This is a genomic window from Microcystis sp. BLCC-F210 (assembly GCF_042134685.1).
Classification (GTDB): Bacteria; Cyanobacteriota; Cyanobacteriia; order Cyanobacteriales; family Microcystaceae; genus Microcystis; species Microcystis aeruginosa_D.
The window spans coordinates 1,037,051-1,062,807 of record NZ_CP169647.1 but is presented as its reverse complement, the minus strand read 5'-3'; the positions used below and the strand labels follow the sequence as shown (position 1 = coordinate 1,062,807).

The 25,757-nt window shown below is 40.2% G+C and carries 5 protein-coding genes and 1 pseudogene; 4 read left to right on the top strand and 2 right to left on the bottom strand.

What is annotated here, in order from left to right; all coding sequences use genetic code 11:
• Window positions 1–424: 424 nt before the first annotated feature.
• The gene (locus ACE3JL_RS05095; RefSeq protein ID WP_375328982.1) at window positions 425–1,594 is read right to left on the bottom strand and encodes a DUF6014 family protein; all 1,170 of its coding nucleotides are present in this window, start codon (window positions 1,592–1,594) and stop codon (window positions 425–427) included.
• Window positions 1,595–1,825: 231 nt separating this feature from the next.
• Window positions 1,826–3,901, bottom strand: coding sequence for an ATP-binding cassette domain-containing protein (locus tag ACE3JL_RS05090; RefSeq protein ID WP_375328981.1), 2,076 nt, complete (start codon window positions 3,899–3,901; stop codon window positions 1,826–1,828).
• A gap of 37 nt (window positions 3,902–3,938) precedes the next feature.
• Between ACE3JL_RS05090 and ACE3JL_RS05085 the strand changes: the two genes are divergently transcribed.
• The 4 genes and pseudogenes from ACE3JL_RS05085 to ACE3JL_RS05070 all read left to right on the top strand — a co-directional run bounded on the left by ACE3JL_RS05085 (window position 3,939) and on the right by ACE3JL_RS05070 (window position 25,638).
• The gene (locus ACE3JL_RS05085) at window positions 3,939–4,067 is read left to right on the top strand and encodes a hypothetical protein (protein ID WP_375328980.1); all 129 of its coding nucleotides are present in this window, start codon (window positions 3,939–3,941) and stop codon (window positions 4,065–4,067) included.
• A gap of 770 nt (window positions 4,068–4,837) precedes the next feature.
• A pseudogene (locus ACE3JL_RS05080) lies at window positions 4,838–8,185 on the top strand (amino acid adenylation domain-containing protein); the annotation flags it as partial.
• Window positions 8,186–8,254: 69 nt separating this feature from the next.
• Window positions 8,255–11,545 carry an amino acid adenylation domain-containing protein gene (locus tag ACE3JL_RS05075; protein ID WP_375329584.1) on the top strand — a complete coding sequence of 1,097 codons (3,291 nt, stop codon included), beginning with the start codon at window positions 8,255–8,257 and terminating at the stop codon, window positions 11,543–11,545.
• On the top strand, window positions 11,542–25,638 hold the full coding sequence (locus ACE3JL_RS05070) for an amino acid adenylation domain-containing protein (protein WP_375328979.1): 14,097 nt from the start codon (window positions 11,542–11,544) through the stop codon (window positions 25,636–25,638). The genes ACE3JL_RS05075 and ACE3JL_RS05070 overlap by 4 nt, the downstream gene beginning before the upstream one ends.
• The last annotated feature ends 119 nt before the right edge of the window (window positions 25,639–25,757 follow it).

The window sequence follows — 25,757 nt, the reverse complement described above, 5'->3', positions numbered from 1 at the left end:
TTTGTCACCGACCGGGGGAGAAAGAGGTAATCAGGGGTTCAGGGATTCTGACTAATCAGAGACTGATCTATCGGTCGTGATTTCCCAGAATTCTACCCCCCAGTTTAACACATTTTAGTTATCTAGCGATACATATATAAATAAATGTGTAAGTAGATGGGCGTAAAAAACTCTCAGATCCCCCCGCCTGTCGGCACCCCCTTTATTAAGGGGGGCAGGGGGGATCGAGTGCAAAACCTATCTTCTATTTAATTGCAAACAGCTACTTAGAAGTCAACGACTAATATTCCCAGTCCGGCACTTGCTGTGGCCAGAAACTCAGAGGAGTTGACCCCAATCCCCATCGCCATCAATAGGCTTTGGTGGGATGCACATGGCTGATTGACATCCCTCCCCTGGCCGGTTATCAGCAAACCCCAGGTACTTATTGTAACTCTGACCAAATTCCGCGGCATCGCTCTACAATTAGTCCCTGAAAAATTAATTGGGTTGCGGGATGAATCTCGACTTTATACAGAGCAAAAAGACCCGTTGGACTATTTAGATTCAACTCCCTTCGCGTTAGAGACAAAGCTTGTGTTCGGTGCATTTCTACCGCTTTTAGTAAGCCTGGATAACTAACATTACGCAGGGCCAATTGACCATTTTTTGTGAGATAAATAGCATCATTTTGCAAGAGATATTCCAAACTGATCAAACTAGCGTGGACATCCACATCTTTTTCTAAACCCCCTAAACGGTGAGCATCTAAACCGAAGCGAATACAGAAATTAACAGCGACTAATTTTCCGGCTTCTTCAGCAGGTAAAGCACAATCGGCAAATTCAAAGCCTAAACTATCTGAGCGCCACTCCTCAACTCCAGCATAGGTATAGTTTTGAAACAGTTTATTTTTGAGTTTCAAGTCAAATCCTAACCCACTAGCATGACCCGCTTCATGGAATTGGGTATCGAGATGACGATAGCGTTCACCATTAATTTGATCCTCTAGGGGTCCTAATAGTAAATCGGCCGTTTCTGGCTCAAAAATTTTTCGGATACATTCGTAGCTAGAACCAGAAAAGCGTCTTTTTTGCTCACTGGCATTATTTAAAGCTGGCCCCTGAACACTATCTGGAAAAGTCCATCTATGGGGAACGATAAAAGCCTCACCCTTTTCACCTTTAATCGTGCCACAAATAGCAATTTCAGTAAAGGATAAATTTCTGGGAATCGGTTGTCTTAGACTGCCAAATTTTTCATGAGTTAAGCTTTCTAGTTGTTCGATAGAAGGTTGATTATTTTGGTGAATTTTTCCGTAAATCGCACTCAAAGTGAGTTGTCTTTCTCCCTGACGATTGATGCGATAGGGAGCAATCATCAGGAAATAACCATTTTTCCCGATAAAATTCAAATTAATGAAATCTTCTGATAAAATGCTCCAGTCGTTGGTTTCCAAAGCTGCTGCTGTTTTCCAGAGCCACTGAGCCGGAATTTCACAGCTATCTGCTTCCTGTTGACGCAGTTTTTTCGCCGCAATTGCAATTTTATTTTGCTCGATATCTTGGACGATTTCTTGGAAGAACTGTTGTTGATTGACCAGGGTTTGATTCATTTTTTTGGTAGCTAATTTATGTAATGGTTTAACGTTGTTTTTTGGCTCTACCGAACCTGTCATGTAAAACTATTAACAACTTATGCTTGTAAAGCTTGTATAGTAAAGCTTTGAGTTTTTGTTAGATTGATATTTATCAACTTTAGAGCATTGCTGGACAGAGAGGGAGCTTGGGGAATTTTCTACATTGTAAGTTCGGAAGAACCTGTTTTTTGACCCGTTTCTCATCGGCTAAACTCTTAGCCATTTTAAGATTTTAGGGTCTTTGTCATAGCGATAGGTCAGTCCATCTTTACCCGTAATTGATTTTCCCTGACTGGCTTTGCTTCTAATGCTACTAAGAGAATAGTCGCTTAATTCCTTCATTTGTGCATGGGAAAGTCCTTCTAGGGGTTCTGTTAAGATTGTTGTCGTTGGCGATTCGGGGGGTGGTTCCCCGGCAGGATTGATTTTAGGATTGACCTCGGTTTCCTGATTCGGTAAATCTTCGAGCCTAGCTTGAGAATTATCCACAGAAATATCAATAATTTCTTTCGCTTTTTGTCGGCGATATTCCTCCACTGTCAGCAGTTGCCAATGGGAATTACTAGAGAGTTCTAAAACCCATTGATGATAGTTAAAGAGACTTTCCCGATGTCCGACACTAATAAAAGTTGTGTGAGTTTTCTGCAATTGCCGATATAAATTTTCCTCATTGTTTAAGTCCAAAGCACTTGTGGCTTCATCTAGGATAGTAAAACTGGGACGGGTAATTAATACCCTGGCAAAAGCCAAACGTTGTTGTTCTCCTAGGGACAAAATGTTTTCCCAAGGCTCTTCTGTATCAAAGCTATTGACTCGATTTAGTAAATTTTGGAGATTGACTTCTTGCAAAACTTCCCTCAATTTTATCTCATTGGTTTCTTGATTGCGATTGGGATAAAGTAACTGTTCTCGCAAGGTTCCTAATATTATATAGGGACGTTGGGGCAGAAACAATACTTCTTCTAGGGGGGGACGCACTAATCGGCCGGTTCCGGCATTCCATAAACCGGCAATTGCGCGTAGCAAAGAACTTTTACCCCGACCACTCGGACCGACAATTAATAAACCTTGTCCAGGCTGAACAGAAAGGGAGAGGTTTTCGACAATTACCTGTTCATAATCGGGGGTTTGCAAGGTGACATCTTCAAAGGAAAATTGGGTTTCTTCGATAGTTGTAATCGTGCTTAAATTTTCTGGTTGTTTAATGACTTCTTCTAAGGCTTGGGAAAATTGCGATAGACGTTCGACATAACTGCTAAATTGTGCCGAAGTGCCAAATTCATTAATTAATTCCGCCAGTGCCGTAGCAAACAAATTAGCTGCTAAACAGGCTTGCCCAACCTGTCCGAAACTAATGCCCTCACTATTGATATACAAAGGACCCAAAATGACGAAAGTAAATACTTGAATTGCCGCCTGATAGCCTCGACGAAAAATTTCTGTGCCTCTCTCCCAATCAATTTTACGTTTAGCACTGTTTAAGAGTTTATTAAATCTCCGCTGAATAATATTTAATTCCTGATTTTCTCCCTCAAAGAAAGCGATTGACTCCGCATGATTACGAATGTGGGTTAGAGCATAATTATAGTTAGCCTTAAGTTCTAATTCTTCTTGAGTAATTTTATTTAGAGCTTGGTTAAAATAGATAGCAATGACGTTACCGAGAATTGTCCAAACGACTAAAATAATGGCAACAGAGGAAGAAATTGACCAGAGAATCACTAAAAAAGTGATCATATCTAGGACATTTTCTAGAGCAACTGCAAAAAAGGAGAGAGCTTTACTGGTAATCGGCTCAATTTCCTGGGATAAACGCTGATCTGGGTTGTCGATATCGGATTTAAAATTAATTCTGTAATAGGCGCGATTATGCAAATATTTTGTGAGAATCCAGTCATTGAGCCAAGCATACCAATCCAGGGCGATTCTTTTTCTGAGAAATTTAAGCAAGCCAACTAAAATGGTGACAAAGAGCAGTCCAACCGCAAAAACTACCAAAGTTCTGACAAATTTATCAAAATCATTTTTTTCAAGAATGACATCAACTAAGTAATTACTAATAAAGCTATTGAAGGCATTTAATCCCACAACTCCTAGGATTGCCCCGATTAGTAGGATGAGCATTGCCCAAGCTTTCATCACATCGGAAAAAGCCCTTCCCCCCGATTCTGTAGGATACCAATAGGGAGCAGCGATCAGCTTGACACTGTGCCAAAATTTGCTGACATCGGAAATAATATTAGTCGTCGATCGATCTTGAGCTTGAGGGACTTTGGCGGACATATAGCATTTATATTTGAGTTGTGGACATTTTGCCGGAATGATTTTAGATTTTGGTTGGATTGGCGGAGTTAATCCTGAGGTTGTCTGTTGGGTTCTAGTTTCAGGAGAAACCCTCCCCTGTGTAGAAGGCAATTGGCGAAAATCTAAGGCTCCCCGACAATTTTAAGGTTATTGTGTTTGAGTTGTGCTAAGTACCTAAGCAAAATTAATTACACATATCTAACCACCTCTTGCCTCCTGCCTCTTGCCTTTTGCCTATCTTGACTAGGAAATTAATTTTGCACGACTACTTAACATACTTCCGTGCTTCTTTAACCCTCGTTATCTTACTACAAGTGACCATTGTTTTGATAGCAAAAGCTAGTGAGCGCTTCTCAGAATACCACATATTAGCGGATTTCGTTGACCATGACAAATTTTTTTTTCTGTGATAGGATTTCGGGATACAGGTTTCACAGCAATGAGGTGCGCCGATTATGTTCCTCGTTTCCTCAAAGCGATAACAGATTTTGCGGCATCATGGTGATAAAGTTATGGCAGCAGCCTCAGAAAATTATGAAGAAGGAGAATTATGAAAATAGCTTAACTAAAACTTAAGCTTTTCAGAGCCATTTTGGAAAAAATGTAAAAAATTGTATCCATCACTAAAATTTATCATCCAGAATGTGCTATGAATAGCTTCGGTTTAAAACAGTCTTTTTATGGAGTATGTAAGCGGTTGCTCCCATAGCAACTGATTTTAACAATAACCACCGACTCCCTACCATTGATAATTTTTGTTTGGTCTATATTGTTTAGTCTTTGAGGCTACTTAAATTTATGAAAAACGTTGATTATATCTCTAACAGTAGCTCAAGCTAGGGCTACTGAACCCAGCCAAACATCACCCCCATTCCAAAAATATCAGAATATTAATCAAGGAAAAGGATACTATTAATGAAAGTCGCAGAATTTTTATCTTACTTAAATAGTTTAGACATCAAGCTTTGGCTTGAGGAAGAAAAGTTAAAATATCAAGCTCCCCAGGGAGCGATGACACCAGAAATTAAGCAAGAAATCAGGACAAGAAAACCAGAAATTATCACTTTTTTAAGAAGCGCAACAACACCATCTAAACCCCTTGAATCGGTTATTAATACCGTTGCCAGAACTGAAGATTTACCCCTATCTTTTGCTCAACAGAGAATGTGGTTTCTCTATCAGATGGATCAGCAAAATTCGGCTTATAATGAAGCCTTAACTATCCGTTTAACGGGACGCTTAAACATTGATATTTTAGAGCAAACAATTAATGCTATTATTCAACGCCATGAGAGCTTACGCACAACCTTTCCAATGGTTGCAGGAAAACCTATTCAAGAAATTGCTCCATCTCTAAAGATTAAATTATTAGTTATTAATTTAAAAGATATTTCCCAAGATCAAATTGATAAACAGATTATTGAAGAACTACAAAAACCCTTTGATTTAACTCAAGCTCCCCTATTACGATCTACTCTGTTTGATCTGGGATATGAAAATTATATTTTGGTTAACGTTTTCCATCATATTATTATCGATGGTTGGTCAAAGGGCATTTTATTTAAAGAATTATCTGAATTTTATCAAGCATTTTTATCTAATTCAACCGTAGATTTACCCGAATTAGCCATACAATATGCGGATTTTGCGGTATGGCAAAGACAATGGTTACAAGGTGAAATCTTAGAAAATCAGTTAAATTATTGGAAAAAACAATTAACGGCTGCTCCTCCTTTATTAGAACTTCCAACCGATAAACCCCGTCCAGCTACTCCCAATTTTCGAGGTCATAGTATCTCGTTTCAAATTAACTCAGAACTCACCGAAAAACTGAAACTGTTGAGCCAAAAGTCGGGGGGAACCTTATTTATGACCTTACTGGCTGCTTTAAACACTTTACTCTTCCGTTATAGTGGTCAAGATGATATTTTAATCGGGACACCCACCGCCAACAGAAACCGACAAGAAATTGAACCTTTGATTGGTTTTTTTGTCAATACTTTAGTGCTGCGGAATTCCCTAGAAGGAAATCCGACTTTTTCGGGATTATTACAGCAAGCTCGGAATGTTGTTTTAGAAGCGTATGCTAATCAAGATGTCCCCTTTGAGCAAGTAGTTGATGGGTTAGAAATCGAACGAAGTTTAAGTTATAATCCCTTATTTCAGGTCATGTTTGCGCTGCAAAATGCCCCCCTCAATGCTTTAGAATTACCTAATTTAAAGGCTCAATATTTAGCCGTCGAAAACCAGAGAATTAAATTTGATCTCAGCTTAGTTTTAGAAGAAATCGAAACCGAAAAAGGAGCTTATTTAGAAGGTTTTTGGGAATATGATAGCGACCTATTTACCCCTGAAGGAATCACCCGCATGGTAGGTCATTTCCAAACTTTGTTAAAAGGAATTGTAGCCAATCCTCAGCAAACCGTCGGGGAATTACCGTTACTAACTGAATCGGAAAAACAGCAATTATTAGTAGAATGGAATCAAACTCAAACGTCTTATCCTGATCATTACTGTATTCATCAGTTATTTGAAGAACAAGTAAAACGCACACCCGAAGCGGTAGCAGTTGTATATTCAGAGCAACAATTAACCTACAATGAATTAAATTGTCGAGCTAATCAGTTAGCCCATTACCTGCAAAAATTAGGAGTAAAACCAGAGGAATTAGTGGGAATTTGTCTAGAACGTTCTTTAGACATGATTGTGGGGTTATTGGGGATATTAAAAGCGGGTGGTGCTTATGTTCCTCTTGACCCTGAGTATCCGCTTGAACGAATTAGTTTTATGTTAGAAGATGCTGCCGTTAAGGTGTTACTAACTCAACATAAATTGATTAATAAATTACCTGAACATCAAGGGCAACTTATCTGTTTAGACAGTGATTGGACTTTTATTTCTGAGTCAAGTAAGTCGAATTTAATTAATACTGTTACCTCTAAAAATTTAGCCTATGTAATTTATACTTCAGGTTCTACAGGATTACCCAAAGGGACTTTGATTCCCCACCAAGGACTGGTTAACTACCTTAGCTGGTGTACGCAGGCGTATAATGTTGAACAGGGAACAGGGACACTGGTTCACTCTCCCCTAGGTTTTGACCTGACGATTACTAGCCTTTTTTCGCCGTTATTGGTGGGTAATCAAGTAGAAATCCTGGCTGAAGACCAAGACGTTGAGACTCTAAGTAACTCTTTACGTCACCATTCTCACTTAAGCTTGGTTAAAATCACACCTGCTCATCTAGAGTTGCTTAATCAGCAATTATCGCCACGAGAGGCAGCAAGTCGAACCAGGGCATTCATCATCGGTGGTGAAAACTTGTTAGGAGAAAACATCGCTTTTTGGCAAGAATTTGCTCCAGAAACCCTGCTAGTCAATGAATACGGACCGACAGAGACAGTTGTAGGTTGTTGTATTTACCAAGTACCTATGGGGAAATACATTTCCGGTTCAATTCCTATCGGTCGCCCTATTGCCAATACACAGTTATACATACTAGACCAAAATTTACAACCAGTACCTATAGGTATTCCAGGAGAAATACACATCGGTGGAGCCGGATTAGCAAGAGGTTATCTTAACCGTCCCGAATTAACACAAGAAAAATTTATTCCTAATCCTTTTAGTAATTACTCAGATTCTCGTCTCTATAAAACAGGAGACTTAGCGCGTTATTTACCTGATGGTAATATCGAATATTTAGGACGCATTGACAACCAAGTTAAAATCCGGGGATTCCGTATCGAATTAGGGGAAATTGAAACAGTATTAACTCAACATTCTCAAGTGCAATCATCGGTTATTATTGCCTGCGAAGATACACCAAGAAATAAACGTTTAGTTGCCTACATTGTCCCTCAAAAAGAGGCAACACTAACTCCCAATGAATTACGACAATTCTTAAAAGAAAAGCTGCCAGAATATATGATTCCCAGTGCTTTCGTAATGCTCGAATCATTACCCTTAACACCTAATGGTAAAATTGACCGTCGCGCTTTACCTGCACCCGAACAAAGTTACGAAAGAACAGATAAATTTATTTTACCACGTAACCCCGTTGAAGAAATACTGGTAACAATTTGGTCTGAAGTTTTAAAAGTCAAACAAGTAAGCATAAATGATAACTTCTTTGAGCTAGGAGGACACTCATTATTAGCTACCCAACTTATCTCCCGCATTCGCACTAATTTACAAATAGAAATCCCTTTGCGTAGTCTATTTGCAGCACCAACAATTGAAGAATTATCCCAACAAATTCAACAATTACAGCAACAGGATTTAACCCTATCCGCACCCCCCATATTCTCAAGGGATAAACAGTCTGAATTATTGTTGTCTTACGCTCAAACTCGCTTGTGGTTTTTAGACCAATTAGAACCTAATAGTGCTTTCTATAATATTCCTGTAGCTTTACGTTTGCAAGGCCATCTTAATCAATCTGCTTTAACACAAAGTTTAGAGGAAATTATTCAGCGTCACGAAGCATTAAGAACCAACTTTGTTAACGTTAATGGACAACCAACTCAAGTTATTCAAACAGTAACAAATTGGACATTATCAGTAATTGACTTACAATATTTATCACTGGAAGAACGAGCAATTGCTGCTAAAAAATTAGTCAAAGAAGAATCATTTAAACCCTTTGACTTAGCTCACGAAATATTAGTAAGAGCCACCTTAATCGTGCTGAATAATCACGAATATTGGTTATTATTATGTCTGCACCATATTATTAGTGATGGTTGGTCAATGGGTGTATTTATTGAAGAATTAACAGCGTTATATAATGCTGTTAATCAAGGTCAATCTTCACCCTTAAAACCCTTACCAATTCAGTACGCTGATTTTGCAATTTGGCAAAGACAATGGCTACAGGGAGAAGTCTTAGAAAACCAATTAAATTACTGGAAAAAACAACTAGCAGAAGCACCAACTTTCTTACCACTACCAACAGATAAACCTCGTCCAGCAGTCCAAACATTTACTGGGGCACATCAAGAGTTTCAACTATCCCTTGAACTCACCCAAAAGCTAACAGAATTAAGTCAGCAACAAGGGGTAACAATGTTTATGACATTGTTAGCAGCTTATGGGATATTACTTTATCGTTATACAGGACAATCAGACATCTTAATAGGCACACCTATAGCTAATCGTAACCGTCGTGAAATAGAGAGTTTAATCGGCTTTTTTGTGAACAGTTTAGTAATGCGGACTGACTGTTCAGAAAATCCTAGTTTTCAGGAATTATTGATGAGAGTGAGAGAAATGTCTTTAGGTGCTTATGCTCATCAAGATTTACCATTTGAAATGTTAGTAGAAGCCTTACAAACAGAGAGAAATCTTAGTCATACTCCTCTATTTCAGGTAATGTTTGTCCTTCAAAATACTCCCCTATCTGAAATAGAGTTAACGGGTTTAACTATTGATTCTTTACCCTTAGAAGGTGAAATAGCTAAGTTTGATTTAACCCTATCAATGCAAAATACAGAGACGGGATTAATGGGGGTTTGGGAATATAATACTGACCTATTTAATAGCGAGACTATTGAAAGAATGAACGGTCATTTTCTGACTTTGCTTGAGGGGATTATTACTAATCCAATTGAGGAAATTTCTCAATTACCTTTATTGACTAAAGTTGAACAACAACAGTTGCTAATCAACTGGAATAATACTGAGGTAGATTATCCTACTGACAAGTGTCTTCATCAGTTATTTGAAGAACAGGTAAAACGCACACCCGATGCGGTAGCAGTTGTATATTCAGGTCAACAATTAACCTACAATGAGTTAAATTGTCGAGCTAATCAGTTAGCCCATTATTTGCGGAAATTAGGAGTAAAACCTGAGCAATTAGTGGGAATTTGTCTAGAACGTTCTTTAGACATGATTGTGGGGTTATTGGGGATATTAAAAGCGGGTGGTGCTTATGTCCCTCTCGACCCAGATTATCCCAGTGAACGGTTAAGCTTCATGTTAGAAGATGCTCAATTATCAGTGCTGTTAACGCAACAAAAGTTAGGAGAAACTCTACCTCAACATCAAGCTTCGATTATTTGCTTAGATACCGACTGGGAAAAAATCGCCGAAAACAGCCAGTCAAATCCAGAAAACACCGTCACTCCAGATAACTTAGCTTATGTTATTTACACTTCCGGTTCCACAGGTAAACCGAAAGGGGTGTTAGTCAATCACTCCAAGGTCGTGCGATTATTTGCCGCTACAGATGCTTGGTATAATTTCAATAGTCAAGATGTCTGGAGTCTATTTCATTCCTACGCTTTTGACTTCTCGGTGTGGGAAATGTGGGGAGCTTTGTTATATGGTGGACGCTTGGTAGTTGTACCCTACTTAGTGACCCGTTCCCCCGAAGCATTTTATCAGCTATTATGTCAAGAAAAAGTTACAATTCTCAATCAAACCCCTACCGCTTTTCGTCAGTTAATTCAAGTTGAAGAATCCTTAAAAGGAAGTTTTCCCCCCTTATCAAGGGGGGTTAGGGGGGATCGTTCATCGACAACAGATAACGATTTAAGCTTACGTTTAGTTATTTTTGGAGGAGAAGCTTTAGAAATTAACAGCTTACAACCTTGGTTTCAGCGCCATGGCGACCAATGCCCCCAATTAGTTAATATGTACGGAATTACAGAAACTACCGTTCATGTCACCTATCGACCATTAAGTATGACCGACTTGGATAGTACAGCTAGTGTGATTGGTCGTCCCATTCCCGACTTACAGGTATATCTACTAGACCAACATTTACAACTTGTACCGGTTGGTGTACCTGGGGAGATGTATGTGGGGGGTGCAGGAGTAACAAAAGGTTATCTCAATCGTCCTGAATTAACAACAGAAAGGTTTATTTCTAGTCCTTTTGAGAAGGATGAAGTGATCCCCCCAACCCCCCTTAATAAGGGGGGCAATGGGCCGTCAAAATTGTATAAAACGGGAGATTTAGCCCGTTATTTACCCAAGGGAGAGTTAGAATATTTAGGACGTATTGACAATCAAGTTAAGATTCGGGGTTTTCGGATTGAGTTGGGGGAAATCGAAGCATTATTAGCATCTCATCCCCAGATTTGGGAAACAGTAGTAATAGTGAGGGATGATACAACAGGAGATAAGCGTCTTGTGGCCTACATTGTGCCACAATCGGAAAAAACGATTACCATTAACGAAATACGGCAATTTCTGAAAGCTAAATTACCCGGTTACATGATACCTAATGCTTTCGTTATTTTAGATGCCTTACCCCTTACTGCTAATGGTAAGATAGATCGTCGAGCTTTACCGCCACCAGAATCTAGTAGTGAAACATCAGACAAATATGTTGCGCCGCGTAACCCAATTGAGGATATATTAGTAACTATTTGGTCAGAAGTGCTAAAAGTCGAGAAAGTGGGTATAAATGATAACTTCTTTGAACTGGGAGGTCATTCCCTACTAGCCACTAAATTAGTAGCACAGATACGCGATCGCTTGAAAGTTGAACTTCCTTTACGTCAGTTATTCAACTCGGCCACACTAGCAGAATTAGCCCAAGGGATTGAACAGTTAAAACAGAAAAAATCCGATACCATCGTTCCAACTATTTTACCAAGAAAAAGAAAATGAATTTTGAAGAATTACCCCTATCTTATGCTCAACAGCGTTTATGGTTCTTAGATCAATTAGAACCCAACAGTCCCTTTTATAATATTTCCCTGGCCTTGCATTTAACAGGAAGTCTTCAGGTAGATGTCCTCGAAAAAAGCCTACAAGAAATTATTCAGCGCCATGAGTCCCTCCGCACAAATTTTGCCACTATTGAGGGAAATCCTGTACAAATAATCAAACCAGAAAGTAATTGGCAATTAACGCTTATTAATGGTAAAGACAGCCCAAAATATCGAGAAGAACAGGAAATCAAAAAATGGCTAGAAATTCACAGCCATCAACCCTTTGATTTAGCCAATGACTCCCTAATTAGGTCCACCCTACTTAAGTTATCAGACACAGAACATTTTTTGCTGATTTGTCTGCATCATATTGTCTCTGATGGTTGGTCAATGGGGGTATTTATTGAGGAATTGACAACCCTTTATAATGCCTATACTAAAGGTTTAGAACCTCTTTTACAAGAGTTACCAATCCAGTACGCAGATTTTGCCATTTGGCAAAGGGAATATTTACAGGGAGAAATCCGAGAAAACCAGTTAAATTACTGGCAAAAACAGTTAGCGGACGCACCAGCTTTATTACATCTACCCACGGATTATCCCCGTCCTCTAGAACAAAGTTTTCAGGGAGATAGGATCAAATGTATCCTTTCTCCAGAACTTAGTCAAGGGTTAAATAAGCTGAGTCGGGAAAAAGGTGTCACCTTATTTATGACCCTCTTAACCGCATTTGGGACCCTACTCTATCGTTATACGGGACAAACAGACATTTTAGTCGGTACTCCCATCGCTAACCGTACTCGTAGTGAACTAGCTGGGTTAATCGGCTTTTTTGTCAATACCTTAGTCTTAAGAACAGATTTAGCTGGAAATCCCAGTTTTAGCGAGTTATTAAAACAGGTACGAGAGACAGCAACGGATGCTTACGACCATCAAGATTTACCTTTTGAGATGTTAGTAGAGGCCCTACAACCTGAAAGAAACATGAGTTATACTCCTTTGTTTCAGGTAATGTTTGGCTTAGATAATGAACCTATCAATGAAATAGCTTTAGAAGGAATAAAAGCCACTCATCAACCTTTGGAATTTAAGACAGCTAAGTTCGATTTAAGTTTATCTATACAGGTAAAAGAAGCTGGATTAACTGCAATTTGGGAATATAATACAGATTTATTTAATCAAAGCACAATTGAGCGACTATCAGGACATTTTGTTAACCTATTAACCGGGATTATTGCTAATCCAGAACAAGCAATTAGTCAATTACCCTTACTGACAGAAAGCGAGACTAATCAGTTATTAATTGAGTGGAATAATACTCAAGTTGACTATCCTGAGTATAAGTGTATTCATCAATTATTTGAGGAACAGGTAAAACGCACACCCGACGCAGTAGCAGTGGTCTGTTCAGGTCAACAATTAACCTACAATGAGTTAAATTGTCGTGCCAATCAATTAGCCCATTATTTGCGGAAATTAGGCGTAAAAGCTGATACTTTAGTCGGCATTTCCCTTGAGCGTTCCCTAGAGATGATAGTGGGATTATTAGGAATCTTAAAAGCGGGTGGTGCTTATGTCCCTCTCGATCCAGATTATCCCAGTGAACGGCTACAATTTGCCATCGCTGATGCTCAACTGTCATTCTTGCTCACTCAAGAGGGATTAATCAATAAACTACCCGAACATCAAGCACCGCTAATCTTGTTAGATAGATTCACAGAAGAAATCAACCAAAATAGCCAAGATAACCTCACAGGAGTAGTAACAGCCAATAATTTAGCTAATCTCATTTATACCTCTGGTTCTACAGGAAAACCCAAAGGGGTAATGGTGGAACATCGGGGACTATTTAACCTAGCCACAGAGCAAATTAAAACCTTTAACTTACAGTCAAACTCTCGCCTTCTCCAGTTTGCTTCCCTCAATTTTGATGCTTCTATCTGGGAAATTATCATGGCAATAGGAGCAGGTGCAACCCTTTATTTAGACACAAAAGACGCTTTAATGCCTGGGTTGCCATTAATGGGGCGATTAAAAGATTATGGTATTACTCATATTATTTTACCCCCCTCAGCCTTAGCAGCTTTGCCCCTAGAAGAAATACCAGAGTTACAAACAATTATTGTGGGGGGAGAAGCTTGTTCAGAAGAATTGAGTAAACAATGGGCCAGAGGGAGAAATTTCTTTAATGCTTATGGACCGACAGAAACCAGCGTTTGTGCCACGGTAGAAAAATGGACAGATGAAACTGTGAAAGTAACTATTGGTCGTCCCATTGCTAACACCCAAGTTTATATCTTAGACTCCCATTTACAACCTGTTCCGATTGGTGTAGTAGGAGAATTACATATTGGGGGTCTGGGATTAGCGCGGGGTTATCTTAACCGTCCCGAATTAACCCAAGAAAAATTTATCCCTAATCCTTTTGAGAAGGATGAACTGATCCCCCCAACCCCCATTAATAAGGGGGGCAATGAGCCGTCAAAATTATATAAAACAGGAGATTTATGTCGGTATTTACCCGATGGTAATATTGAGTATTTAGGACGCATTGACAATCAAGTAAAAATTCGGGGTTTTCGCATTGAATTGGGAGAAATTGAAACCGTTCTTAGTCAGCACAATGCAGTAAAAACGGCTGTTGTTATTGCCCAAGAAGATGAGACAAATCAGAAACGTTTAGTCGCCTACATTATTCCCCAAATAGAGATTATTTCCACTCCAAAAGAGCAAAATTCACTTAATATTACTCAACTGCGGCAATTCCTGAAAGCCAAGTTACCAGAGTATATGATTCCTAGTGCCTTTGTCATTTTGGAATCCCTACCCTTAACGCCTAATGGTAAGACTGATTACCGTGCTTTACCGGCTCCCGAATTTCAAAGCCAAGAACAGTATATCGCGCCGCGTAACCCCATTGAAGAGATATTATCCTCGATTTGGGCAAAAGTATTAAAAGTTGCACAGGTGGGGATTCACGACAACTTCTTTGAGTTGGGTGGACATTCATTATTAGCAACGCAACTAATTTCGCGCATCCGTGAGGCTTTTCAGGTAGAAATACCCTTACGCAAGTTATTTGTTGCACCGACAATCGCCGAATTGTCCCAAGAAATAAAACGGCTTTCCGAAGGAGAACAAATCACTGAACTGCCGATTTTACCCAGGGACAAAGCAGCAGAATTACCCCTATCTTTTGCTCAGACTCGTCTCTGGTTTTTGGCTGAATTTGAGTCGAATAGTTCTTTTTATAATATCCCCCTGGCCTTGCGTTTAGAGGGAAACCTGAACTCAGAAATCTTAATTCAGAGTTTAGAAGAAGTTTGCGATCGCCATGAAGCTTTACGCACCAACTTTATTACCGTTGATGGTATCCCTACCCAGGTTATACAAGCACGAACCTGGACAGTTACGGTTGTGGATTTACAGCATTTATCTGGTAGTGAACAAGCAATTGCGTCCCAAGAGTTAGCACAAAATCAAGCGATTCAACCCTTTGACTTAGCTGGTGAACCCTTAATCAGAATCACTTTATTGGTGTTATCTGAAACGGAACATCTCTTATTAGTCTGTATGCACCACATTGTCAGTGATGGCTGGTCAATGGGGGTATTTCTTCAGGAACTAACCGCCCTCTATAATGCCTATATTCAGGGTTTATCTTCGCCTCTCAATCCCCTATCTATCCAGTATGGAGATTTTACCCTTTGGCAAAGACAATGGCTACAGGGAGAGGTATTGCAACAGCAACTAGACTACTGGCAAAAACAGTTAGCCGGCGCACCGGCCCTTCTATCTTTACCAACAGATAGACCTCGACCCAATCAACAAAGTTTTGCTGGGGGACATCTACCCTTTAGCCTTTCCCTAGAATTAACCGAAAAACTAACCCAATTGACCCAGGAACAGGGTGTCACCTTATTTATGACCCTGCTAACAGCTTATGCTGTCTTACTTTACCGTTATACAGAACAGGAAGACATCTTAATTGGTACTCCCATTGCTAACCGTAATCGCAGGGAAATTGAAGGTTTAATCGGCTTTTTTGTCAATACTTTAGTCCTGCGAATTGACTTGTCAGGTAAACCCAATTTTAATCAGTTATTAGGTCGAGTACGGGAAATGGCAATGGATGCCTATGCTCATCAGGATTTGCCCTTTGAAATGTTGGTAGAGGCCCTACAACCTGAACGAGATTTAAGTCACGCGCCTTTATTTCAAGTGGATTTTCTGCTGCAAAATAGTCCCCCATCTCCCTTAGAACTAATAGACTTAACTGCCACTCCCCTCACCACAGAAAATGACACCGCCAAATTTGATCTAACCCTGGCTATGGAGAATACCGGTGCAGGATTACAAGGGGTATGGGAATATAATACCGATTTATTTGATCGCAGTACCATTGAACGATTAACAGGAAATTTCATCACCCTACTAGAAGCATTGGTTGTTAACCCACAACAGCCAATTTTCCAACTACCATTATTAACCGAAGTCGAGGCAAAAGAATTATTAGAAGACTGGAATGCCACCGAGAAAGACTATCCTTTCCATCAGTGCGTTCATCATTTATTTGAAGAACAAGCAGCACGAACACCAGCTGCAGTAGCAGTGGTCTTTGAGGGTCAAGAATTAACCTATCAAGAATTAAATATTCAGGCGAATCAATTAGCCCATTATTTACAATCTTTGGGGGTAAATTCAGAAGTTTTAGTCGGCATTTATCTAGAGCGTTCACTGTTAGTTATTGTCGGATTATTAGCAGTTCTCAAAGCTGGGGGAGCCTATATACCTTTAGACCCAGATTATCCTCAGCAACGGTTGACTTATATGGCAGAAGATGCCCAAATTTCTCTACTGCTAACTCAAGAAAGTTTACTCGATTCTTTGCCAGTAGAAGATGTGGGGGTAATTGTCTTAGATAAATTAGCCGAAAAATTGACAGTTCAAAGTCGAGAAAATCCCCTCAGTGAAGTGGTTCCAGAAAATCTACTATGCCTATTATATACATCTGGTTCCACAGGTAAACCTAAAGGAGTGATGTTAACTCACGCAGCCTTAGTTAATCATAGTTGGGGCATTAGTGAAGTATTCGGTTTAACAGAATCTGATCGCGTTTTACAGTTTGCTTCCTTTGGCTTTGATGTCGCTGCCGAAGAAATTTTTCCCACCTGGTTAAAAGGTGGCACAGTGGTTTTAAGACCGGGGCAAATGTTCGCAACTTTGACTGATTTTGCTGATTTTATCGAACAAGAAAGCCTCACTGTTTTAAATATTACCCCCGCCTATTGGCATGAATGGGCAATCGCCGTTTCCCAATCATTAGCTACTGTACCATCAAGTCTGCGAGTTGTCGCCGTGGGAGGGGATGCAGTGTTACCAGAAACCGTCAATATTTGGCGACAAATGGTCGGGAAACGGGTTGAATGTATTAACGTCTATGGCCCCACAGAAGCGTCTGTAACTGCCATAGTTCATGACTTGCTAGATTATCAGTCAGAAAAAATCAATTCGGTGCTGATTGGTCGTCCCATTGCTAACACAAAAGCATATATCTTGGATCAAAATCTGCAACCTGTACCCATTGGAGTTAAGGGAGAATTGCATTTATGCGGTGTTCGTTTAGCGCGGGGTTATCTGAATCGTCCCGAATTAACTGCTGAAAAATTTATTGATAATCCCTTTGCTAATGCGGCTTTCAATCGGTTGTATAAAACGGGAGATTTAGCGCGTTATTTACCCGATGGTAATATTGAATGTTTTGGCCGGATTGACAATCAGGTTAAAATTCGCGGATTCCGTATTGAGTTGGGAGAAATTGAAGCGGTACTTAACCAAAATATTGATGTACAAACATCTTGTGTAATTATTCGGGAAGATACTCCGGGGGATAAATATTTAGTCGCCTACATAGTAGCTCATTATGAACGGATACCGATGATTAGTGAACTGCGTCAGTTTCTGTCCAGTAAATTGCCTTTGTATATGGTTCCTCAAGCTTTTGTTTTTCTGGAATCTTTACCCCTTACTACTAATCGTAAAGTAGATCGTCGCGCTTTACCCGCACCAGATACGATAGGGAATCGCCGGGATCAATATGTAGCACCACGCAATGGAATTGAAGAGATGTTGGTGCAAATTTGGACAGAAATACTCAAAGTAGAGCAAGTGGGAATTTATGATAATTTCTTTGAAATTGGCGGCCATTCTCTCCTCGCAACTCAATTAGTCTCCCGGATTCGGAGTTTATTTAAAATAGAACTACCTTTGCGGAGTTTATTTGGTGCAGCGACGGTGGCCGAATTAGCGCATCTTATTGGACAATTACAGCAGCAAAATCTGACGCTAACAGTACCCCCCATTTTACCGAGAACTAAGGATACAGAAATGCCTCTATCTTTTGCTCAACAGCGTTTATGGTTTTTAGATCAATTGCAACCAAATAGCGCTTTATATAATATACCGATGGTGTTGCATTTCCGAGGCAACCTCAATCAAAAGGCCTTAGAACAAAGTTTGCAAGAAATTTGCGATCGCCATGAGGTACTACGGACTAATTTTGTCACGATTGATGGACAACCGACTCAGATTATTCAAACAACAAGGGAGACAATATCGGTCGTTGATTTACAAGATTTACCCATCCAAGAGCAAGCAGAAAAAACACAGCAATTAAAGCAAAAACAAGCCACTCAACCCTTTGATTTAGCCAAAGAGTCTTTAATCAGAATCACTTTAGTGGTGCTATCGGAGACGGAACATCTCTTATTAGTCTGTATGCACCACATTATTAGTGATGGTTGGTCAATCGAAGTGTTGATTCACGAATTGACCAGCTTATATAATGCTTATGTGCAGAATCAACCCGCAAATTTAGCTCCCTTACCGATTCAGTATGGAGATTTTGCACTCTGGCAAAAACAATGGTTACAAGGGGATGTCCTACAAACTCAATTAAATTACTGGCAAAATCAACTAACAGCTGCACCCCCTTTATTATCTCTTCCCACAGACCACCCTCGACCTGCGGTGCAAAGCTTTGTCGGTACTCAGCAAGAATTTTCCCTTTCCCCCAAACTTAGCCAAGCTTTGAATGAATTGAGTCGCCAACAAGGGGTGACATTATTTATGACGCTGTTGGCTGCTTTTGATGCTTTATTGTATCGTTATACAGGGTCAAATGATATTTTAGTAGGAACTCCCATCGCTAATCGTAATCGCGGTGAAATTGAGGGTTTAATCGGCTTCTTTGTTAATACTTTAGTGATGCGGACGGATTTATCAGATAATCCGAGTTTTAGTCAGTTATTAACCCGTGTTCGGGAAGTGACAATGGATGCTTACGCGCATCAAGACTTACCCTTTGAAATGTTAGTCGAAGCGTTGCAACCGGAACGGGATTTGAGCCATACTCCCCTATTTCAAGTCGCTTTTGTCCTGCAAAATACACCCAAGTCTGAGATTGCAATGACGGGATTAACGGTGACAGATTTGCCTCCAGAAAATACTACAGCTAAGTTTGATTTAACCTTGGCTATGGTTAACAACGATGATGGCTTAAAAGGTATCTGGGAATATAATACTGATTTGTTTGAGAGTAGCACTATTGAGCGATTATCAGGGCATTTTCTCAACTTATTAGGGGGAATTGTGGCCAATCCTCAAGCGCGGATTTCCCAATTACCCTTACTGACAGAAAGTGAGACTAATCAGTTATTAATTGAGTGGAATAATACTCAAGTTGACTATCCTGAGTATAAGTGTATTCATCAATTATTTGAGGAACAGGTAAAACGTACACCCGACGCGGTAGCAGTGGTATGTTCCCAGCAACAATTAACCTACAATGAGTTAAATTGTCGTGCTAATCAACTAGCCCATTATCTGCGGAAATTAGGCGTAAAAGCTGATACTTTAGTCGGCATTTCCCTTGAGCGTTCCTTAGAGATGATAGTGGGATTATTAGGAATCTTAAAAGCGGGTGGTGCATATCTACCTCTCGACCCAGATTATCCCAGTGAACGGCTACAATTTGCCATCGCTGATGCTCAACTGTCATTATTGCTAACTCAAGAGGGATTAATCGATAAATTACCCGAACATCAAGCGCCGCTAATCTTGTTAGACAGATTCACAGAAGAAATTAACCAAAACAGCCAAGATAACCTAACAGGAGTAGTAACAGCCAATAATTTAGCTAATCTCATTTATACCTCTGGTTCTACAGGAAAACCCAAAGGGGTAATGGTGGAACATCGGGGACTATTTAACCTAGCTCAAGCGCAAATTAAAACCTTTAACTTACAGTCAAACTCTCGCCTTCTCCAGTTTGCTTCCCTCAATTTTGATGCTTCTATCTGGGAAATTATCATGGCAATAGGAGCAGGTGCAACCCTTTATTTAGACAGCAAAGATGCTTTAATGCCCGGGTTGCCATTAATGGGAATATTAAAAGATTATGGTATCACCCATATTATTTTACCCCCCTCAGCCTTAGCGGCTTTGCCCCTAGAAGAAATCCCCGAGTTACAAACTATTATTGTGGGGGGAGAAGCTTGTTCAGAAGAATTGAGCAAACAATGGGCTACGGGTAGAAATTTCTTTAATGCTTATGGACCGACAGAAACCAGCGTTTGTGCCACGGTAGAAAAATGGACAGATGAAACTGTGAAAGTAACTATTGGTCGTCCCATTGCTAACACCCAAGTTTATATCTTAGACTCCCATTTACAACCTGTCCCGATTGGTGTTCCAGGAGAATTACATATTGGTGGTATGGGATTAGCGAGGGGTTATCTTAACCGTCCCGAATTAACACAAGAGAAATTTATCCCTAATCCTTTTGAGAAGGATGAACTGATCCCCCCAACCCCCCTTAATAAGGGGGGCAATGAGCCGTCAAAATTATATAAAACGGGAGACTTAGCCCGTTATTTACCCGATGGTAAAATCGAATATTTAGGACGGATTGACAATCAGGTAAAACTGCGTGGCTTCCGCATTGAATTGGGAGAAATTGAATCGTTACTCAACCAAAATGAGGCGGTACAGTCTTCTTGTGTGATTGTTCGTGAAGATAATCTAGGGGATAAACGCTTAGTTGCTTACGTTGTACCGCAACCCGAAATCAACCTGACAATTAACGAAATACGGCAATTTTTGCGAGCAAAATTACCCGACTATATGGTTCCAACGGCATTTGTCCTTCTTGATACTTTCCCCTTAACTCCCAATGGCAAAATAGACCGCCGTGCTTTACCTGTTCCCGATTTACAGAGCCAAGGTGAATATATAGCTCCCCGTAATCCCATTGAAGAAAAAATGGCGCAGATTTGGGGTGAGGTACTGAAATTACAACGAGTCAGTATTGAGAATAATTTCTTTGAATTAGGGGGCCATTCTCTGTTGGCAACTCAAGTTATTTCTCGTTTACAGGAAACCTTTGAGATTGTTTTACCCTTGCGTTATCTGTTTGAATCGCCAACCATTGCTCAGTTAAGTGGGGTAATTTTAAAAGAACTGCAAACAGGTTTAGGGTTAAAGCTACCATCAATTGTCCCCGTTAATCGAGAGGATGATATTCCCCTATCCTGGGCCCAGGAACGTCTCTGGTTTGTGAATCAATTAGAAGGAGAAAGTGGGGCTTATACTATTGATTTAACGATGCGTTTGCGCGGAAATCTCAATGTTAAAGCCTTAGAAAAAGCTTTCCAGGCAATTATTCAACGCCATGAACCCCTACGGACTCAATTTAAACTCAAAGATAACAAACCAATACAAGCGATCGATCCTAATGTAACCTTCACCTTACCAGTTGTCAATCTGCAAAACCTCAGTCATTCTGAGCAACAGGTAAAAAACCTGTTATTAGCAGCAGCATCCGAACCCTTTGATCTCGAATCAGGTTCAGTATTACGAGTCAAATTATGGCAAGTCAAGACAGAGGAATATGTACTATTATTAGCTATTCATCATATTGCGGCGGATGGTTGGTCATTAGGTGTTTTAGTTGACGAATTATCGGTCTATTATCGAAGTTTCTGCACCGATACAAAAGCAGATTTATCTGATTTATCAATACAGTATGCTGACTTTGCCGTGTGGCAGCGTCAATGGTTAACTAATGAAGTATTAGACCGTCAATTAAGCTACTGGAAGCAACAATTAACCGGGGTTCCCCTACTACACCAACTTCCCACAGACCGTCCCCGGCCAGCAATCCAAAGTTTTCGCGGAGGGACGGAGCGACTGCAACTAGATAGTCAACTAACGCAACAACTGAAAAAACTCAGTCAAGAGTCCGGTAGCACTCTCTTTATGACATTACTAGCGGGTTTTGCTGTGTTACTATCTCGTTATAGTCAACAAACAGATGTGGTAATTGGTTCACCAATTGCTAACCGTAATCGCACCGAAATTGAAGGGTTAATCGGCTTTTTTGTCAATACTTTAGTGTTAAGATTTGATTTATCTCAAGACCCGACCTTTGAAGATTTTCTCGCGCAGGTCAGACAAACTACTCAAGATGCTTACGACCATCAAGATTTACCCTTCGAGATGTTAGTCGAAAAATTACAAATTGAGCGTCATTTAGATCGTAATCCTTTAACACAGATAGTTTTTGCCCTTCAGAATGCTCCTAGTTCTCCCTGGGATTTACCCGGAGTAAACATTGAGGAGATACCATCAGGACTTGATTCAGTTAGGGTTGACCTAGAACTTTACCTCTGGGATGCAGCCGAAGGATTGGGCGGTTTTTGCTCTTATAACAGGGATTTATTTGATGCTGAAACCATTGTCCGTATGATGACTCATTTTAAGACTTTGTTAGCGGCAATTGTAGAAAATCCCCGTCAATCATTAGCTTCACTACCCTTATTAAACCCAGAGGAAGAGTATCAACTATTAGAGGGTTGGAATGAGACAAAAGCTGATTACTCCTATAACAAGTGTATTCATCAATTAATCGAGGAACAAGCAGCGCGTACCCCTGATGCAGTAGCAGTAGTCTTTGAAAATCAACAGTTGACCTATGCAGAATTAAATAGTCGGGCCAATCAACTAGCTCACTATTTACGATCTTTAGGTGTAGAAACCGAGGTAATAGTCGGTTTATGTGTAGAGCGCTCTTTAGACATGATTGCGGCATTAATAGGCATCCTTAAAGCCGGTGCTGCCTATCTACCTCTTGACCCGGAATATCCTCAAGAACGCCTACAATTTATGTTAGAGGATAGTCAAGTACCCTTATTACTAACCCAAAGTTCACTGATTGATAAACTCCCAAATCATCGAGGCAAAACCATCTTTTTAGCTGAAACTTGGCAAGAAATTAAACCAATGAACCGGGATAATTTGACGGGGAAGGTAACAGCTTCTAATTTAGCTAATGTGATTTATACTTCTGGTTCTACGGGTAAACCTAAAGGGGTGATGGTTGAACATCAAGGGTTGTGTAACCTTGCTCTGGCACAAATTCAGACTTTTGCTGTGTCTTCTCAGAGTCGAGTGCTTCAGTTTGCTTCTTTTAGTTTTGATGCCTGTATTTGGGAAGTTTTGATGGCTTTGGGAGCAGGAGCGACACTTTATTTGGCAAGTAAAGAAAATTTAATGCCCGGTTTACCCTTAATCAAGCAATTACGGGAGAATAAGATTACTCATATTACTCTACCGCCATCAGCTTTAGCGGTACTACCTTGGGAAAATCTTTCCTCTCTGCAAACTATTATTGTCGCCGGGGAAGCTTGTTCTCCTGAATTGGTGAAAAAATGGTCCCAGGGACGAAATTTCTTTAATGGTTATGGACCCACAGAAGGAAGTGTTTGTGCAACGGTAGCTAAATGTACGCCGGTTGATGAAAAAATAACTATTGGTCGGCCAATTCCTCATGTGCAGGTTTATATTTTAGACTCCCATTTACAACCGGTTCCTATCGGTGTACCCGGGGAATTACACATCGGAGGAGCCGGGGTAGCCAGAGGTTATTTGAATCGCCCAGAATTGACAGCAGAGAAATTTATCTATTTAGAAAATAAGGAACAGTCAAAAGGCAAACGTTTGTATAAAACAGGGGATTTAGCTCGTTATTTACCTGATGGAAAAATTGAATATCTGGGACGAATTGACAATCAGGTTAAAGTAAGGGGTTTCCGCCTTGAATTAGGGGAAATTGAAGCAGTTTTGAGCCAATATCCCTTAGTACAAGAAGCGGTTGTGATAGCTCGCGCTGATCAGGCAAGTGATCATGATCATGACCAGCTTAATACTAATTTAGTAGCCTACTTAGTTCCGGCTCTCAAGGATCAAGTATTGCCTGAACAGCTTGCTCAATGGCAGAGTGAATATGTTAGTGATTGGCAAAAGATTTACGAAGAATCCTACAGTAAACCCCAACCTCAAATTGAAGACCCCACTTTTAATATTAGTGGTTGGAATAGTAGTTATACAGGACAAGCTATTCCCCCAGCAGAAATGCGGGAATGGGTTGATCAGACAGTGATCCGAATTTTAGGAAATCAACCACCACAACGAGTGTTAGAAATTGGTTGCGGAAGTGGATTATTGCTATTCCGTGTGGCGAAACATTGTCAGGAATATTGGGGAGCCGATTATTCCGCTGCTACCATTAATAACCTCGAACATTTATGTGGCACAATTGAGGGTTTAGAGGGCAAAGTAAAATTATTACACCGAACAGCCGATGATTTTACCGGCATTCCCCAAGCTACTTTCGATCGAGTAGTAATTAACTCTGTTGTTCAGTATTTCCCTAGTGTGGATTATCTATTACAAGTTATCGCAGGAGCAGTGAAGGCGATTGCAGATCGGGGTAAGATTTTCTTAGGTGATATTCGTAGTTTGTCCTTACTAGAGCCTTACCACGCGGCGGTACAATTAGCTCGCGCTGAAGCTAATAAAACCCTTGAACAATGGCAAAAACAGGTGAATCAAAGTGTAGCTACCGAAGAAGAATTGTTAATTGCACCTCAGTTCTTTATCGCGCTTAAACAACGCTTTCCGCGAATTTCTTGGGTAGAAATTGCCCCGAAACGGGGTCAGGCTGACAATGAGTTAACCCAATTCCGCTATGATGTTACTTTACATCTGGATACTGATGGGCAAAAAACGACAATTCCTTGGCTAAATTGGCAGCGGGATCGGTTTTCTTTAGGGCAACTACAAGATAAACTGAAACTGGAACAACCAGAATATTTAGGTATCAGAGATGTACCCAATCAACGATTACAAAAGGCACTACAAATTTTAGACTGTTTAGAAAATTCTCCCGGGGTAACAACGGTGGGAGAATTGCGGCAATTGTTAGCAAAAAATAGCGGTATAGGGATTAATCCTGAGCAAATGTGGCAACTGGGAGAACAGTTAGGTTACACTGTTCATCTCAGTTGGTGGGAAGGTAGTCAAGATGGTTCTTTTGATGTGGTTTTCTGTCGCCAGAATGCCATCCTAGAACCGATAATAAATAAAATTGATGAAAAACCATACCCCAATTTTTGGGATGATGAGACGATTATTCCCAAATCCTGGACTGATTATACGAATAATCCCCTATATGGTAAATTAGTCCAGAAGTTAGTGCCACAGGTGCGGGAATTTGTCCAACAAAAGCTACCTAGTTATATGGTTCCCCAGGCTTTTGTTTTGCTTAATGCCCTACCTTTGACTCCTAATGGTAAAGTAGATCGACAGGCTTTGCCTACCCCCGATACAGCTACACGCAATTTAGCTACGGGATTTCTCGCACCTCGTACCCCGATTGAAACTCAAATAGCTCAAATTTGGAGTGAAGTTTTGGGAGTCGAACGTATTGGGATTAAGGATAATTTCTTTGAATTGGGAGGACATTCTTTGTTAGCAACTCAGGTTATCTCCCGTTCCCGCGATCTTTTCTCGGTGGAATTGTCTTTACAAAATCTGCTGGAATACCCAACTATCGCTAATTTAGCCCAAATTATTGAAGTTCTTAGCGTTACTCCCGGAGAAACAGCTATGACTGAAAGCTTGGAAGATTATGAGGATGGTGAATTATAAAAACAGTTAAAGTTTTAGCTGCTCTTAATAGTTTAGCAAGACCGCTAAAACGGCAAAGGACAAATATTGATCCTAATCAATAGCAATCTGATCGACTTTTTCATCCTCAGAGCAAACTT

What these genes read in the sequence shown, in the direction of transcription:
- ACE3JL_RS05095 (WP_375328982.1), bottom strand. Translation starts at nt 1,594, where the DNA reads ATGAATCAAACCCTGGTCAATCAACAACAGTTCTTCCAAGAAATCGTC.
- ACE3JL_RS05090 (WP_375328981.1), bottom strand. Translation starts at nt 3,901, where the DNA reads ATGTCCGCCAAAGTCCCTCAAGCTCAAGATCGATCGACGACTAATATT.
- ACE3JL_RS05085 (WP_375328980.1), top strand. Translation starts at nt 3,939, where the DNA reads ATGATTTTAGATTTTGGTTGGATTGGCGGAGTTAATCCTGAGGTTGTC.
- ACE3JL_RS05070 (WP_375328979.1), top strand. Translation starts at nt 11,542, where the DNA reads ATGAATTTTGAAGAATTACCCCTATCTTATGCTCAACAGCGTTTATGG.